Below are 16,546 nucleotides of genomic sequence, written 5' to 3' on the forward strand. Positions count from 1 at the left end.
GTACGGCTCAGGAGTTGAACGGCCCGCCGCGGATCGTCACCGCCACCGCGAGGATGACCAGCCCGAGCACCCCGTACAGCACCATGTCCACGGCACGGCTGCGGATGGCCAGCAGTCCGACGCGTTCCTGCGGCAGCAGGCCGCGCAGCACCGCGGCGAGCAGCAGCGCCGCCGCGAGCAGCACCGACCCCTCGCGCCAGTGCTGCATGGCGATGCGCAGGAAACCGATCAGGACCACCAGCAGCACGGAGCCGAACGGCACGTGCACCGAGTACCGCCCGCCGCCGAACCGCTCGCTCACGCCGATCCTCCCGTTCCGCTCGGTCGCCGGTTCCACGTTCAGCCCGCGGCGCGCTCGGCGGCCTCGACGACGTTGCTGAGCAGCATCGCCCGCGTCATCGGCCCGACCCCGCCCGGGTTGGGCGACAGGTACCCGGCGACCTCGGCGACGTCGGGGTGCACGTCCCCGGCCAGTCCACCGTCGGTCCGCGTCACGCCGACGTCGAGCACCGCGGCGCCCGGCCGGACCATGTCCGGCGTGATCAGGTGCGGGCGCCCGGCGGCGGCGATGACGACGTCGGCGCGACCGACCTCGGCGGCGAGGTCCTTGGTGCCGGTGTGGCAGAGCGTGACGGTGGCGTTCTCGCTGCGGCGGGTCAGCAGCAGCCCGATCGGCCGCCCGACGGTGATGCCGCGGCCGACGACCGCGACCCGCGCCCCGGCCAGCGGCACGTCGTAGCGGCGCAGCAGCTCGACGATGCCGCGCGGGGTGCACGGCAGCGGCGCCTGCTCACCGAGCACCAGCCGCCCGAGGCTGATCGGGTGCAGGCCGTCGGCGTCCTTCTCGGGCGCGATGCGCTCCAGCAGCGAACCGGCGTCGAGGTGCTCCGGCAGCGGCAGCTGGACGATGTAGCCGGTGCACGCCGGGTCGGCGTTGAGCTCGTCGAGGACGGCTTCGACGTCGGCCTGGGTGGCGTCGGCGGGCAGGTCCTTGCGGATCGAGCGGATGCCGACCTTGGCGCAGTCGTGGTGCTTGCCGCGCACGTAGGAGTGCGACGCCGGGTCGTCGCCGACGAGCACCGTCGCCAGCCCCGGGGCGTGGCCCTGTTCGGCGAGCCGGGCGACCCGCGGCCGCAGCTCCTCGTAGATCGCGTCCTTGGTGGCCTTGCCGTCGAGAATCGTCGCGCTCACGGCTGTTCATCGTGGCAGACCGCGCGCCGCCCGTCCCGCCCGGTCCGGCAATGCGGCGACGCCGACGGCGACGAGCGTGAGCAGCACGCCGACCACTGTGGACGTCGCGACGCCGGGACCGAACACGTCCAGCAGCAGCGCCCCGACCAGCTGCCCGGCGATCATGCCCAGGCTGAGCAGCAGGACGCCGGTGTAGCGCACCAGCGCCACCGACCCGCCGATCACGAAGATGCCGAGCAGTCCGCCCACGTACAGCCAGGGTTGCGGTGGGAACGCGCGCGGCGCACCGCGCACCAGCAGTTCCAGCACGAACGCCAGCCCCAGCGAGAGCGTGCCGACGGCGAAGTTCAGGGTGGCCGCGGTGACCGCCGAACCGGCCACCTGCTTGACCCGTCCGTTCACCGCCGCCTGCCAGCCGAGCCCGATGCCCGCCAGCGCCGGGAGCACCACCAGCCAGCTGCCGTGCACGCCGCCGAGCTGCGCGGACACCGACAGCACGACCGCCACGACGGCCAACGCGGCGCCCGCCATGCGGGCGACGGTCACGCGCTGCGGTCCGCCGGGCCCGAGCCCGAAGCGGTCGACGACGAGCCCGCTGCTGACCTGCCCGGCCACCACCGCGACGGTGAACAGCGCGACGCCCAACGCGGAGGCCGCCATGCCCTGGCTGAACACCAGGTACCCGCCGCAGACGCCGCCGAGGCACTGCCACGCCCGCAGTCCGTCCGGGCCGCGCACCTCGGTCACCAGCAGGGCGACACCGCGCCGCGCGCTGGGGATCGCCGCGGTGCACACGGCGAGCACCACGAACCCGCCGCCGAAGGAGATCACCCCGGCGGCCAGACCGTCGTCCAGCCGCGCGCCGAGCGCGCCGTTGAGCCGCGACTGCAGCGCGAGCAACACCCCGACCAGAGCCGCCCCGGCCATCCCGAGGGCGCGCTGGCCCTTGCTCGGCTGAACGCCCGTCCGCTCCCGCGTCACCGTCACGTGACGGCAGTCTGCGCTCCGCGGTCCGCGCCGCGCGATGCCCGAGCACTGTGACGTGCGACAAGTCCGGCCGCGACCAGCACCATCACGGCCGCGCTGCCGGCGGCCGCGGCGGGGCCCGCGTGGTCGAGCATCCACCCGGCGAGCGGCGAGGCGACCGCGCCGCCCAGCGTCGTGGCGCTGACGAACCAGCCGAACGCCTCACTGCGCCGCCTGTCGGGCGCCAGGTCGCCGACCCGGCTGATCCCGGCGGCCAGCGTCGGCGCCACGGCAGAGCCGCCGACCAGCAGGATCGCCGCGACCAGCCACGGCACCGCCGGATCGGCGACCGGCGGCAGCGCCGGGACCAGCGCGAACAGCCCGGCCGACGCGCACAGCGCGCGCAGCCACAGCCGGGGCCGCCCCGACCTGCCGCCCAGCAGCAAGCCCCCCAGCAGCGACCCCACGGCCCACACCGACGACAGCACCCCGGCCAGCTCCGGCGTGCCGCGGTCCCGGGCCCAGCCGACGAGCAGGAGGTCCGTGGAGATCAGCCCGCCGACGACGAGTCCGCTGAACACCATCAGCGAGGCGAAACCCGGCACCCGCAGCAGCGGTGCCCCGCCGGGGCTCCCCGCGTCCTCGTGCAGGCGGCCGATCCCGGCCCGCCGCAGCGCCAGGGCGAACAGCGCCGGTCCGCACACCGCCCACGACGCGCACAGCAGCGTCGCGGTCACCGGGCCCGCGTAGGCGACCGCGAACGCCGCGAGCACCGGCGTCACCACGAACAGCAGCTCCTGCAGCGTGGCCTCGACGGCGTAGGCGGCCTCCCGCGCGGGACCGTCGGCCAGCCGCGGCCACACCGCGCGTCCGATCTGCGTGACCGGCGGCTGGCAGAGCCCGGTCACGGCGGCCACGGGCAGCCCGAGCCACCACAGCCGGGCGTCCACCCAGCGGGTCAGCAGCACGATGCCCGCCATCCCCAGCCCGTAGGTCAGCCCGGTCAGCACCAGCAGCTTCGGCGCCGAACTGCGGTCGGCCGCCCGGCCGCGCAGCGGTCCGGCGACCGCCTGGGCCAGGGTCATCGCCGCGCCCAGCACGCCGCTGAGCGCGTACGACCCGGTCCAGTCGACGCACAGGAACGTCAGCGTCAGCGGAACCGCGGGCATGTGCAGGCGACCGAGCAAGCTGAAGCACATCAGGGCCGGGGCGTGCGGGACGGAGGCGAGCAACCGGTAGGGGCGCAGCACGCCGACCACTCTGCGTTCTGGGACGCCCGTACCGCCACCGCATTTCGCTCAGCGCACACGAGGTGACACGCACCGGAAAAGCGCCGCCCCCGATCCGATCCCACCTGGTGGTGTGATGTTCTTCCGGAAGCGCGAGCGGCAGGCTTTCCGCGACGAAAAACCCGCCGTGCGGCAAATGATCTTGAAGCAGCCTCGTGTACTGGACCAACGACATTGAACTCGCACACCGCACCCACGCGGTCGCCCGCTTCGAGTAGCGTCTCGGGCGGGGTGGGGTCGGTGCGCCGCGTCGAGAGGGGGAGGATGTCACCCATGTCGCGTCCGACAGCGATCAGTCCGGAGGAGCAGGAGCAGATAGCCCGCAGGATCGGGGTCCTCCTGTTGCAGGCCGCGCCCGAGGACTGGCAGGAGATCACGGTGGAGTACCGCGCCACCGGGGAGTACCACGACCTGCTGGGTGAGGTCATCACGCAGGAGGGCGGCACGCACCCGTGGGAGCCGCCCGCCGACCTGCAGGAGATCTTCGAGCGGCTCCGCGAGGGCATGTACCGGCCCGACGTGGGCACCTGGCTGAGCGCGCTCTACGTGGTGGAGCGCCCGTCGGCCTACCGCATCGACATCAACTTCGACACCGAGCCGCGCTGGCAGCGTCCGCTGCCGCGCGCCGCGTACGTCGACGAGCTGCGCCGCTACCCGCGTTCGGACGAGAACGTCCCGGACTGGCTGCGGGAGAAGGTCGACGGCGGCGACCAGGCCCCGGCCGACGCCGCACCCGAACCCGCGCTGCCCCCGGAACCCGCCCTGCCGCCCGATCCCGCGCTGCCGCCCGAACCGGTGCTGCCGTCGGAGTCCTCCCTGGCGGCCGAACCCGCGGAACCCGCGCTGCCGCCGGAACCCGCCGAGTCGCCGGTCGACCCCGGCGCGACCGCCGAACACGACTTCTCCCGCGACGCCGACTTCACCCGCGCCCCGGCCGAGCCGGGGAGCTTCCGGATCGCCGGGGTCTTCGACGACTTCGACGAGCAGGGCCGCCCGCTCGTCAACGACCGCGAGCCGGTTCCCGCCGAGGACGTCGCGGCGCTGCGCCAGTACCTGGAGAACGCACCCGTGGTGCTGGCCTCGCGGGACGACGAGGAGGACCAGCTCTCCCCTGACCAGCCCGCCGTCGTCCCGGGCTCCTGGCACACCGACGGCACGTGGCTGTGGCGCGGCGCGGTGGCCTACTACCTGGCGCAGTACGGCGTGCCGCCCGAGGCGGGGCTGGTCGAGCACGTCCGCGCCCGCGGCTTCGCCCTCCCCGAGGTGGACGACGCGACCCTGGAGGCGGCCCGCGGCGAGCTGGTGGACCAGCCCGGCCACGAGCCGAACGACGCGGAGGACGCCGTCGCGGCCGAGGCGCCCGCGGTCGACGACCTCCCCCGCTACACCGCCGACGAGGTCGAGGACGAGCCTGCCGAGCCGGAGCCCCGGGAAGCCCCGGAGCACGAGGACACCGAGGACGCGGCGGAGTCCGAGACGCACGACGTGCTCGGCAGGCTGCACGACCGGCTCACCGAGCACCGGGTGGACAGCGCGGCCTACCGGATCGGCAGCCACAGCGTCGACGCCCGCTGCCTCATCCAGGAGGGTCCGGACTGGATCGTCACCGGCAACGGCGGCGACGTCCGGTTCGAGCGGGTCGAGCAGGCGGCCGCCTTCCTGCTCGGCAGCCTCCTGCTGGACCGCCCGGCCACCGAGCCCGCTTCCGGCCCGGCACCGCAGCAGGCCGAACCGGCGCGCCCGGCCGAGCCGGAGGACGAGGAGCCGTCCGGCTCCCAGCCCGAACCGCTGGCCGAGGAGCCCGCGGAACCGGCCCCCGGATCCGCGGCCGAAGCAGCCGAGCCGCCCCAGCGCGAGGCTCCCGAGCTTCCCCGGCGGGAGGCGTCCGACCTGCCGCAGCGCGAGGTGCCCGACCTGCCCCAACGCGACGCGTCCGAGCTTCCGCAGCGGCAGGCTCCGCAGCCGTCGGAACCCCCGCAGGGCGGCAACCCGCTGTTCACCGCGAACCAGGACGCCCCGGCCACGCCGCCGGAACCCGCTTCCGAGGCACCCGGTGAGGAGGCCACGCGGATGCAGCCCGCGCCGCGCCTCGACCGGCCCGCGCCTCCGGCGGGGCCGCCGTCGCCGCCCACCGGTCAGCCCGCCCAGCCGCCGCGACCGGCGGCGGGCCCGAACCCGCCCGCGGCGGGCGGGCCCAGCGCCGCCGCCGCCGCCCGAAGCGGCAGCCGCGCCCGGACGGCGCGATCCCGCCGCCTCCGGGAGGGCCGGGTCAGGGGCCGGCCGGTGGCGCGGAGCGCCGGCCCGGGCCGGGCGGACCCGGTATGCCCGGACCGCACCGCCAGGGCGGCCCGGTGCCGCCCGCCCCGCCGCGACCGCCGCAGGGCGGAGCACCGCAGGCAGCGGCGCCTCAGCAGCAGCCTCCGCAAGGAGCGGCGCAGATCCAGCCGCTCAGCGGTGAACCGCCGCTGACGCTGTACCGGGACCGGCGGATCGTCATGCTCCAGCCCGGCACCGAACTGGACCGCTTCGGCGAGCACGGCGGCAACGTGCTCTACGCGATGCGGACGCCGTACAGCAACCGCTCGCTGCCGCCGCAGTGGGCGAACCGCTCGTACTTCGCCTTCCGCGTGCAGCGCCCGGTCCAGGCGCTGCGGGGCACGGCGGTGCCGTGGTTCGAGCAGCCGGGCGGCGGCACGGCCTACGTCATGCCCGGTTCGGTCGCCGACCTCCTCGCGGACGGCACGCTCGTCGAGGTCCCCAACTCCGAGCGCCCGCCGATGGAGTGAGCGCGAAACCCCGAAGGGCGCCTCCGACCTGGTCGGGGGCGCCCTTCGCGCGTCCCACCCGCCCCGCAGCATGTCCTAAGTGGACGATACAGGAACGGTTGCCCCGGAACGACTTCCACCGTCCATTGCGGACACCGACGGTGTCGATCGTCAGTCGACGTGCAGACCGCAGGCCGCGGCGAACGCCAGCGCCGTCAGGGTGTCGACACGGGCGCCGCGCAGGTTCGCCTGGGCCAGGCCGTCCGCGTCGAGCCGGGCGTCGCGCAGGTCGGCCTCGGCGAAGCGGGTGCGCAGCAGGCGGGCACCGGTGAGGTCGGCTTCGCGCAGGTCGCAGCGCCGCATGTCGCACTCGCCGAGGTTGGCCTCGCGGAAGCGGAGGCCCCGCAGGTCCAGCCCGCGCAGGTCGGCGCCGCCCATGCCCACCAGCGTCAGGTCCGTCTCGCGGAGGGTCAGCGACCGCAGGCGGCAGTCCAGGAACGTCGACCCGAGCAGACTACAACCCTCCACAATGGACTTCCCGAGCACGGTGCGCTCGAACCGGCAGGACCGGAACGCCGTCGCGCGGTGCCGGGACTCGTTGAGGTCGGCGCCGACGAAGACGCAGTCGGTGAACACGCAGTTGCGGGTGCGCAGGCCGGTGAGGTCGGCATCGGTGAAGTCGCACCCCTCGAACTCGCGTCCCTCCCACTCCTGGCCCGCCAGCACCGCGTCCCGGAAATCCTCGCCCACCACGCTCGTCATCCGGTCAGCGTCGCACGCGGCACCGACGAGGCGGGAGGCTGCTCGCGCCACGTGCGGTGGGCGTGAGGTCACCGGAGTGGAGCGGCGGCCCGCTCCGGTGGCCACACCACCACCCGCCGGCCGTCCTGCCACTGCACCGTCAACACCCGGTGGCCCACCTGCCGCCCGGAGTCGTCGATGCGGAACCGGCCGAACAGCGTCGTGATGCCGAGCCGGCGGGCCGCGTCGAACACCGCCGCGTCGTCGGCGGTTCCCGCCTCGCGCAGGCAGCGCAACGCGATGACCCCCGCGGCGAACGCCTGCGCAGCCGGGTACGGCGGCTCCGACCCGGTGCGGGCGCGGTACGCCGCGGCGAACTCCGCCGCCGTGGGGCCCTCCTCCGGTTCCGGTGCGGCTTCCGGGAGCCACTGCGCCGGACCCAGCAGCCCCTCCCGCGCGTCCCCCAGCTCGGCGAGCACCTCCGCCACCCCGGCGGCGACGAACCCGACCGCGCGCCACCGGCTCCGGTCCAGCCGCCGCGCGAGGGCCACCTCGTCCTCGAACCGGCCGACCACCAGCAACGCATCGGCGTCCGGCAACTCGGTGGGGAGCTCCGCCCCGATCGCGGCGAGACCCCGCCGCCGGGCTTCGGCCACCGCACCCGCCGCGACGCTGCGACCGAACCCCGTCCGCGCGTTCACCACGCCCACGACCCCGACCTGCGGAAAGCTGCGGCTGATCAGCTCGACGGCACCCGCGAAATAGCTGTGCGCCGGGGCCAGCACGCTCACCAGCCCGGGACGCGGGGACACCCGCGCGCCTCCGTGGTTCCACAGCAACCGGGACGACGCCGCCGCCGCGCCGGTGGTCGGCCCACTGCCGTAGGGGCCGAACAGGAGATCCGGCGCCAACCCCTCCGCGTGCCGGGTCGCGGCGCGGACGTCCGGATGCGCGTCCACCACATCGAGGGACACCCGTTCGGGCTGGGCGAAGCGCTCCGCCCAGAGCCGGAGCGCGGCGGCGCCGGCCCGGCCGAACCCGGCCAGCGGGCCGGACAACGGCGTGACCAGCGCCGCCCTGACCACGTCTCAGTGGTGCTCGACGTCCTTGTTCTCCGCGGCGCCCCAGCCGTGCCAGCGGGACACCTCGATCCAGGCGCTGACCCGCCGGCGGTCCCGCACCGGGTACTGCTCACCGGTGTAGTGCCGGGCAAGGCGGTCGATGTCGGTCAGATCGGGATCGTCCTGCAGTTCCACCACCCGGCCCTGCAGGCTCACGTGCGTGTACCAGTTGTCCGCGTCGAGGACCGTCAACGTCACGCGCGGATCCGCCCGCAGGTAGTCGAGGCGCTTGCGGCCCTCGTCCATGTTGACCAGGACGTGGCCGTTCTCCCACAGGTACCAGGTGGCCACCGACACCGGCTGACCGTCCTGCCGCACGGTCGTGATCACGCTCGGGTTCGGCTTCGCCAGCAGGTCGCTGACCTTCTCGGGCAACGGGGGCTTCGGCACGGCACACCTTCCTCGGCATCGGGTCCTCTTCGGCCGCGATGCTAGTTCCGCACCCGTCCCCGAGCGCGCCGGTCGTGACGCGGCTCCACCTCGCGCACCGACGGGCGGAACGGCCCGCCAGGCGCGGCGTTCGACGAGCGCCCCGCCCGCTAGGGGACGACCACGACGGGGCGGACCGCTTCGACCACGAGGGTCGCGGGGACCGTGCCGAGCAGCCCGCCTCGGCGGCGGGACCGGCCGACCACGATGAGATCGGCGCGGTACTGCTCGGCGACCTGCTCCAGGCCCACCGCCGGATCACCCCGGTGGTGCACGAAGTCCCAGTCGATGTCCACCCATTTCAGGTGCGACACCACTTCCTTCTTCAGCTCCTCGACCAGGCTCTCCGCCGCCTCGCTGGCCACCGCGACGCCCATCGGCGACCAATAGGCGACGCCGCCCACCGCCTCGACGTAGACGAGCACCAGGCGCGCGCGTTCCCGCCGCGCCAGGCCGGCCGCCCACGCCGCGGCGTGGAAGCTCGCCGGGCTGCCGTCCATTCCGACGACGATGCCGCCGAGCCCGTCCTTGCCGATCTCGAAATCCGGTTCGGTCCTGTCGCCTTCGGCCACGCGGGAATGGTAGTGGGCGGCCGCCAACGCCTCGGCAGCGTACGTCACACTCGCACCGTGAACGACGCACGCACCCTCTCTGACCTCGAACGACGCGCACTCGACGCGGTGGACGTGAACGGAATTCTGGAAGATTTGCGCGAACTCGTCGCGATCCCCAGCGTCGGCGGCAGCAGCGGCGAGCACGACGCCCAGCGCTGGTGCGCCGACCAGCTCGGCTCGCTCGGGTTCCGGGTCGACCACTGGCGCATCGACGTGGCCGAACTCGCCGCGCAGGACGACTTCCCCGGCCAGGAGGCGGACCGCGACCTCGCCTACGGCTGCGCCGGGGTCCTCGGCGGCGACGCCGAACCCGCCCTGGTGTTCTGCGGGCACACCGACGTCGTGCCGCCCGGCGACCTGGACCGCTGGCCCGACCGCGACCCCTACGCGCTGCGCGTCCACGACGGAATCGCCGCCGGACGCGGGACCTGCGACATGAAGGGCGGCGTCGCCGCGATCTTCGGCGCGCTGCGCGCCCTGCGCACCGCGGGCATCGAACCGGCACGTCCGCTCGCCGTGCACCCGGTGGTCGGCGAAGAGGACGGCGGACTCGGCGCGTACGCGACGCTGCGGCGCGGGCACCGCGGCGCGGCGTGCGTGCTGGCCGAACCCAGCTCGGGAACGATCGTCGCCGCGAACGGCGGATCGCTGACCTTCCGCCTGGAGATCACCGGTCAGGGCACCCACGGGTCGACCCGGTACCGGGGCGTCAGCGCCCTCGACAAGCTCGCCGCGCTGCTGCCCGCGCTCCGCGAACTGGAGGCCGAGCGCAACGCGGACCCCGACCCGCTGGTCGCCCACCTGGAAGTGCCGTACCCGCTGTCGATCGGGCTGGCGCGCGCCGGCGACTGGGCCAGCACGGTTCCCGACCTGGCGATCGCCGAAGGCCGGTACGGCGTGCGGCTCGACGAGCCAGTCGACGCCGCGAAGGCGGAGTTCGCCGCCGCGATCGACCGGGCCTGCCGCGCGGACCCGTGGCTGTCCGACCACCCGGTCCGCGTCAGCTGGCCGGGCGGCGTGTTCGCCAGCGGGCGGCTGCCCGCAGGGCACCCGCTGCTCGCCGAGATGCAGGACGCGGTGGCCGACACCGGTGCCGACCGCCCGGCACCGGTCGGCGCCCCGTACGGCACCGACCTGCGGCAGTACGCCGCCGCCGGGATCCCGACGCTGCAGTACGGCCCGGGTGACGTCCGGTACGCGCACGCGCACGACGAGCACGTGCCGGTCGCCGAACTGGAACGGGCCGCCCGCGCCTACGCGCTCCTGGCGATCCGACGGTGCGGCGTCGCCACCTGACCGCCCTGTCCGGCCCCGCCGGACAGCGCGAGGCGCGGAACCTCGGAGCCTGTCTTTGAACTGAACTCGTTGTGCGAGGCGGTGCCGGTTGCGAGACCACTCACCGAAAGAGAAAGCGACTCACGCCGCTTGCCACACCCCTTCCGGGAGCAGGTTCAAAGACAGGCACTGACCGCCGGACCGCTTTCCGGCAGCCGGCACGGGCTGCGTCCGTCAGAGGGCGACGACGGCGACGGAAGCGTCCGGGAGGCGGGGATGGCTGGCCCGCACCACGATGCGCCCCGGCGCATCCCGCCGGGTCCGGATCCACACCGCGCCCACGCCCGCGTTCCCGTCCAGGTCCAGCGGGTTGTCGCCGACGAGATCACCCGGCCCGGTGATCGACCACGACACGGCCCCCCGCGCGAAGCCCCGCCGGGCGCCGAACCAGTCCACCACCGACACCGCGACCCGCGTCGCGTCCACCCCGTCGGCCCGCAGTTCGCTGTCGTCGGCCAGCAGGGACAACCGGTCCCGGCTGCGATCCGCCGAGAACCACCGGGAGTAGGCCACCTCTCCCCCGATCCGGCCGTCGATGCGCAGATCTCCCGAGACGCGCGGCAGGTCCACGAGGAACGGCGGATGCGGCAGGTGCGGGAACCGCTGGCGGTCCTGCCGCGCCGGACCGACCGGGCGGCCGTCGACGTAGACGTCCAGTTGCTCGCAGTTCGACCAGATCACCGCGGAACGGCCGGGCACCGTGTCCCGGCTCCAGTAGAACGCGGGCTCGATCACCAGTCGCCTCGCCGGATCGACCTGCGCCCGGTAGAAGCCCGCGCCGAGCTTGGCCTCCCGGAACAGGTCGAGCACGCCCGGCGACTTCACGCCGTTGACGGCCTCGCCGTGTCCCGACGGGTAGTCGATGCCGCACCACCCCAGCACTCCGCAGTACCGCGCGTCCGACAGCCCCCTGTCGTGCACGGCCGCGTGCATCAGCGACTGGCGGGCCTGCACCCGCACGCTGTCGGTGCGGCGGAACGTGGACGGACCGACGACCACCCCGACCGCCTCGCTGATCAGGTACGGCAGGTTCGTGCGAGGCGGGCGCAGCGAGGGCAACGCGCCGCGCTTGGGCACCAGGTAGTCGTTGTAGGCGAACACGTCCTGCACCCGCGGACTGGTGCGGAACGGATCCCGGAACTCGGCGGGGATCGCCGGACCTCGGGTGACGATGGCGCTGTTCACCGCTCCCGTCGTCGCGCGCGTGCCGTCCAGCCGGACGGCCGCGGACCGGGTCCGCGCGTACAGCTCCACGTCGTTCTCGGTCTCGTTCAGCCGGGTCCCCCAGATGATCACCGAGGGCCGGTTGCGGTCCCGCCGGACCATGTCTTCGACGTTGCGCACCACCTGCTCCCGCCACGCGTCATCGCCGATGTAGTCCCACCCCGGCGACTCCTCCCACACCAACAGCCCCAATTCGTCGCAGGCGTCCAGGAACGCCGGCGACTGGGGGTAGTGCGAACAGCGCACCATGTTGCAGTTCAGGTCGTATTTGAGGATCTCGGCGTCGCGGCGGTGCACCCGGTCGGGCATCGCGGCCCCGACGTACGGGTACCACTCGTGCCGGTTCAGCCCGAACAGCTGGAGCCGACGGCCGTTCAGGAAGAACCCGTCCCGCTCGAAGCGCGCTTCCCGGAACCCGACGCGAGTGCTCGTCTCGTGCCCGACCCGCCGCCCGGAGACCACCGAGACGACCACGTCGTACAGGTTCGGGTCGTCGACGTCCCACAGCCGGATGTCTCCGAGCTCCGACAGGGTCACCGCGAACGGCACCCGGCCGACGCGGTCGACGACGACCTCCCTGGTCGCCTCGGCAATCGTCTCCCGCCCATCGACCAGCCGGACGACGACCGACACCGGACCGATGGGGTGCCGCGCGTCGAGCTCCCCGGCCACGTCGAGCCGCCGCCACGGTCGCAGCACGTCGACCGGCACCGCGTGCACGTCGGCGACGAACACGTGCGGCAGCCGACGGATCTCGACATTCCGGGGAATCCCGCCCGGCTGGTAGAAGTCGATCGACTCCGGCCGCCACGGCTTGGGCCGTCCCGGCGGGATGTTCAGCCCCCACCTGGAATCGACCACCACCGCCACCGCGTTGTCGCGCTGGTCGAGCTGATCGGTGAGGTCGAACTCGAACGGCAGGTACCCGCCGATGTGCTGGTCCACCGGGCGGCCGTTGACGAACACCGTCGCCGTCTGCAACACGCCGTCGAAGTGCAGAATCACCCGTTCCCGCCGTCCCGGCTGTTCGACGTGGCACCGGTAGACCCACACCCGGTCCCAGGAATCCGGATCCCACCCCCACCACGACAGGTCCGGCGCGCAGTGCGGGAACGTGACCGGGGTCAGGAACGCTTCGTCGTAGTCGGGGTCGGTACACCCCCACCGGAACTCGCCGAAGACCCAGCCGGATTCCTTCGGCCGACTCACCCCGCAGCCAGCCAGCGCGGACGCGGAAACCGTGAGCGCCCCCGCGCTCAGCAGGAACGAGCGGCGGGACAACCTCGCCGTTGATCCTTTGTCGACGGTGCTCACGGTCTCACGCTAACGGGCAGCGATCGGCCCCGCCCCGCGCGGCCCGGCGAGGACCGGTACGCCCGAATCGCCCGAGGAGCTGGGAAGACGGGCCCGGGCACGGTGTTCCGCGACCACCATGCCCGGGCCCTCGGCGTTGGGCCGACGTCCTGCTCGTCCGTGGGAGGCAGCGTCCTGGGAGGGGAAGAAGCCGTCTTTCCGGGCGAGCGGACACGGACAACGCCAAGCCGACTCGTCGGGCGCTCAGTGGAAGTCGCGGGAGACCGAGGGAATGCGCACGTCGAGCTTCTGCAGCCGATCCGCCCTCAGGTTGATCACCCCCTCCGCCTTCTCCACGATTCCCCGCACCAGCAACGCGGAGCTGGTGCGTCCGACCTTGCGGTAGCGGGCCCAGAGCCCCGGCGAACACATGACGTTGACCATGCCGGTCTCGTCCTCCAGGTTCAGGAACGTGATACCGCCCGCGGTGGCCGGTCGTTGCCGGTGCGTCACCGCACCGCCCACCAGAACCCTCACTCCGTGCTCCACTTCGGACAGACGAGCCGCGGGAAGCGCACCCAATTCGTCCAATGTGGATCTCAGGAACTGCACCGGGAAGCTGTCCGGCGACACACCGGTCGCCCAGACGTCGGCGGCTGCCAGTTGGACCCCGTCCATGCCGGGCAACGCCGGAGCGGGCGCGGAACCCGTGGTTCCCGGCAGCCGGTCGGGGCGGTCCTCGGCGGCGGCCGCCGCGTTCCACAACGCTTCCCGCCGGGACAGGCCGAAACAGCCGAACGCCCCCGCCGTCGCCAACGCCTCCATCTGCGGGGCCGTCAGCACGACCCGCCGCGCCACATCGGGCATCCCGGCGTACGGGCCGTTCTCCGCCCGCTCGGCGACCAGCCGTTTCGCGACGCCTTCACCGAGCGACCGGACCGAGGCCAACCCCATGCGCACCGCCTGGCCACCCGTGCTGTCCGGATCAGCCTCCAGGTCGGCGTGGACCCGGCTGGCGTTGATGTCCGGTCCGCGGACCCGCACGCCGTGCCGACGAGCATCCGCCACCAACGACTGCGGCGAGTAGAACCCCATCGGCTGCGCCTTGAGCAACGCCGCGCAGAACGCAGCCGGGTAGTAGCGCTTGAACCACGCGCTGGCGAACACCAGCAGCGCGAAGCTCAACGCGTGGCTCTCGGGGAAGCCGTAGTTGGCGAAGGCCAGCATCCGGGTGTAGATCCGCTCGGCCAGTTCGCCGGTGATGCCGTTGGCCGCCATGCCCTCGAACAACCGGTCGCGCAGCCGTTCCATGCGCTCCGCCGAGCGCTTGGCGCCCATCGCCCGGCGCAGCTGGTCGGCTTCGGTGGCGGAGAACCCGGCCACGTCCACCGCCAGTTGCATCAGCTGTTCCTGGAACAGCGGAACGCCGAGCGTCTTGGCCAGCGCACCCGCCATCGCGGGGTGGTCGAAGTCCCACTCCTCCTCGCCGTTGCGGCGCCGGATGTACGGGTGCACCGAGCCGCCCTGGATCGGGCCGGGGCGGATCAGCGCCACCTGCACGACCAGGTCGTAGAACTCGCGCGGCCGCAGCCTGGGCAGGGTCGCCAGCTGGGCCCGGCTCTCCACCTGGAAGACCCCGACGGCGTCGGCGCGGCGCAGCATCTCGTACACCGCGTCGTCCTCCAGGTCCAGTTCGCCCAGGTCGACGTCGATCCCGTGGTGCTCGCGGGTCATGTCGATCGCGTAGTGCAGCGCCGAGAGCATTCCCAGCCCCAGCAGGTCGAACTTGACCAGGCCGACCTCGGCGCAGTCGTCCTTGTCCCACTGCAGGACCGTGCGGCCCGGCATCCGGGCCCACTCCACCGGGCACACCTCGCTGACCGGCTGGTGGCAGATCACCATGCCGCCGGAGTGGATCCCGAGGTGTCGGGGGAAGCCCATCAGCTCATCGGCCAGGTCCCGCACCGGCTCGGGGATCTCGCTGTCGGCGGGCAACGGCCCCCAGTGCTCGATCTCCTTGCTCCACGCGTCCTGCTGCCCGGGCGAGTAGCCGAGCGCGCGGGCCACGTCCCGCACCGCCGAACGGGGCCGGTAGGTGATCACGTTCGCGACCTGCGCCGCGTGCGTCCGGCCGTACCGGCGGTAGACGTACTGGATCACCTCCTCGCGACGATCGGACTCGATGTCCATGTCGATGTCCGGCGGACCGTCGCGCTCCGGGGCCAGGAACCGCTCGAACAGCAGCTTGTAGCGCACCGGATCGGCGTTGGTGATCCGCAGTGCGAAGCACACCGCCGAGTTCGCCGCCGAACCGCGCCCCTGGCACAGGATCCCCTCGCGGCGGCAGAAGTCGACGAGGTCGTGCACCACCAGGAAGTAGCCGGGAAAACCGAGCTCCTCGATCACCCGCAGCTCGTGCTCGATCTGTCGGTAGGCGGCGGGGTTCTCGTCCTCCCGCCCGTACCGCTCGCGGGCTCCGCGGTGGGCCAGCTCGCGCAGCCAGCTCGCCTCGGTGTGCCCCGACGGCACGTCGAACGGCGGCAGCTCCGGGGCCACCAGGTGCAGGTCGAACGCGCACTCCCGGCCCAGCTCGGCGGCCCGCCGCACGGCCCCCGGGTAGCGGGCGAACCGCTCGGCCATCTCGGCACCGGAACGCAGGTAGTTGCCCGCCCAGGCGGGCAGCCAGCCGTCCATCTCATCCAGGCTGCGCCGGGCCCGCACCGCTGCCACCACGGCCGCCAACCGGGCCCGGTCCGGCCGGGCCAGGTGCGCCCCGGTCGTGGCCACTGTGGACACACCGGCCCGCTCGGCGAGGGCGGTGAGGGCGTCGTTGCGCGCCGAATCGACGGGATCCCCGTGGTCGCTCAGCTCCACAGCGACGTGCTCCCGGCCGAACAGCGCCGCGAGGCGGTCCAGTTCCGCGGCCGCGGCCCGCTCGCCGGACTCCACCAGCGCCGCCGGGACCGCGCCCTTGCGGCAGCCGGTGAGGACCTGCCAGTGCCCGGCCGCCTCGGCGGCCAGCTCCTCCAGGTCGTAGACGGGTCGGCCCTTCTCCGCGCCGCGCAGCTGGGCCGCGCTGATCGCCCGGCACAGCCCCGCGTAGCCCTCCGGCCCCCGGGCCAGCACCAGCAGGTGCCGCCCCTCGGGATCGGCCACGCCGTTCTGCGGACCGGACAACCCCAGGCTCAGCTCCGCGCCGAACACCGTGCCGACCCCGTGCTCGGCGGCCGCCTCGGCGAACCGCACCACGCCGTACAGCCCGTCGTGGTCGGTGAGCGCCACCGCCTCCAGACCGAGCCGCGCCGACTCCGCCACCAGCTCCTCCGGATGCGCGGCACCGTCGAGGAAGCTGAAGTTGGAGTGCGCGTGCAGCTCGGCGTAGGGCGTCGCCGAGGACGCGCTCCCGCCGTCCGCCGCGTACGGGGCGCGCCGCCGCGTCCAGGCCGGGCTGTCACCGCCGTCGCCGGGATGGCGTTCGTCGCGCGGGAACGCCCGCCCGGAGAGCGCGCTCTCCAGCTCGGCCCACGTCTGGGGCGGGTTGAACCAACTCATGGAACCAGTGAACTCCTGTTCGAGAC

The 16,546-nt window shown here is 73.7% G+C and carries 13 protein-coding genes; 3 read left to right on the plus strand and 10 right to left on the minus strand.

Annotated features, from left to right (window positions below):
- Window positions 1-7: 7 nt before the first annotated feature.
- From NV263_RS27530 to NV263_RS27545, 4 genes are read right to left on the minus strand one after another with little or no spacing between them, the layout of a single operon-like run.
- Window positions 8-301 (minus strand): DUF3017 domain-containing protein, encoded by a 294-nt coding sequence (locus NV263_RS27530; RefSeq protein WP_263249625.1) that lies wholly within the window; start codon window positions 299-301, stop codon window positions 8-10.
- A gap of 38 nt (window positions 302-339) precedes the next feature.
- A complete protein-coding gene (locus NV263_RS27535) occupies window positions 340-1,191 on the minus strand; it encodes a bifunctional methylenetetrahydrofolate dehydrogenase/methenyltetrahydrofolate cyclohydrolase (RefSeq protein ID WP_263249626.1) in 852 nt (283 codons plus the stop codon).
- Window positions 1,192-1,197: 6 nt separating this feature from the next.
- Window positions 1,198-2,178: a DMT family transporter gene (locus NV263_RS27540; RefSeq protein WP_263249627.1), complete on the minus strand. Its 981-nt coding sequence runs from the start codon at window positions 2,176-2,178 to the stop codon at window positions 1,198-1,200.
- Window positions 2,175-3,407 carry an MFS transporter gene (locus NV263_RS27545; protein WP_263249628.1) on the minus strand — a complete coding sequence of 411 codons (1,233 nt, stop codon included), beginning with the start codon at window positions 3,405-3,407 and terminating at the stop codon, window positions 2,175-2,177. Before NV263_RS27545 ends, NV263_RS27540 begins: the two co-directional genes overlap by 4 nt.
- 312 nt (window positions 3,408-3,719) lie before the next feature.
- Between NV263_RS27545 and NV263_RS27550 the strand changes: the two genes are divergently transcribed.
- Window positions 3,720-5,915 (plus strand): hypothetical protein, encoded by a 2,196-nt coding sequence (locus NV263_RS27550; protein ID WP_263249630.1) that lies wholly within the window; start codon window positions 3,720-3,722, stop codon window positions 5,913-5,915.
- 26 nt (window positions 5,916-5,941) lie between these two features.
- Window positions 5,942-6,232 (plus strand): TNT domain-containing protein, encoded by a 291-nt coding sequence (locus tag NV263_RS27555; protein WP_263249631.1) that lies wholly within the window; start codon window positions 5,942-5,944, stop codon window positions 6,230-6,232.
- 150 nt (window positions 6,233-6,382) lie between these two features.
- On the opposite strand, the gene NV263_RS27560 is transcribed toward NV263_RS27555, so the two are convergent.
- The 4 genes from NV263_RS27560 to NV263_RS27575 all read right to left on the minus strand — a co-directional run bounded on the left by NV263_RS27560 (window position 6,383) and on the right by NV263_RS27575 (window position 9,122).
- Window positions 6,383-6,973 (minus strand): pentapeptide repeat-containing protein, encoded by a 591-nt coding sequence (locus NV263_RS27560; RefSeq protein ID WP_263249633.1) that lies wholly within the window; start codon window positions 6,971-6,973, stop codon window positions 6,383-6,385.
- A gap of 68 nt (window positions 6,974-7,041) precedes the next feature.
- Window positions 7,042-8,037, minus strand: coding sequence for an ABC transporter substrate-binding protein (locus tag NV263_RS27565; RefSeq protein ID WP_263249634.1), 996 nt, complete (start codon window positions 8,035-8,037; stop codon window positions 7,042-7,044).
- A 3-nt stretch (window positions 8,038-8,040) separates the two neighbouring features.
- Entirely contained in the window at window positions 8,041-8,463 is a 423-nt protein-coding gene (locus NV263_RS27570) for a PPOX class F420-dependent oxidoreductase (RefSeq protein ID WP_263249635.1), read from the minus strand.
- Between the two features lie 149 nt (window positions 8,464-8,612).
- Complete coding sequence (locus tag NV263_RS27575; protein WP_263249636.1) at window positions 8,613-9,122, minus strand: universal stress protein; 510 nt, start codon at window positions 9,120-9,122, stop codon at window positions 8,613-8,615.
- A gap of 9 nt (window positions 9,123-9,131) precedes the next feature.
- On the opposite strand from NV263_RS27575, the gene NV263_RS27580 reads away from it, so the two are divergent.
- Window positions 9,132-10,412 carry an ArgE/DapE family deacylase gene (locus NV263_RS27580; RefSeq protein WP_263249638.1) on the plus strand — a complete coding sequence of 427 codons (1,281 nt, stop codon included), beginning with the start codon at window positions 9,132-9,134 and terminating at the stop codon, window positions 10,410-10,412.
- Between the two features lie 213 nt (window positions 10,413-10,625).
- Here NV263_RS27580 and NV263_RS27585 read toward each other — a convergent pair whose 3' ends face one another.
- Window positions 10,626-12,989, minus strand: coding sequence for a glycoside hydrolase family 2 protein (locus NV263_RS27585; protein WP_263249639.1), 2,364 nt, complete (start codon window positions 12,987-12,989; stop codon window positions 10,626-10,628).
- Between the two features lie 243 nt (window positions 12,990-13,232).
- On the minus strand, window positions 13,233-16,520 hold the full coding sequence (locus NV263_RS27590) for an error-prone DNA polymerase (protein ID WP_263249641.1): 3,288 nt from the start codon (window positions 16,518-16,520) through the stop codon (window positions 13,233-13,235).
- Window positions 16,521-16,546: the final 26 nt, after the last annotated feature.

The sequence above is a fragment of the Saccharopolyspora rosea genome (assembly GCF_025643595.1).
GTDB lineage: Bacteria > Actinomycetota > Actinomycetes > Mycobacteriales > Pseudonocardiaceae > Saccharopolyspora > Saccharopolyspora rosea.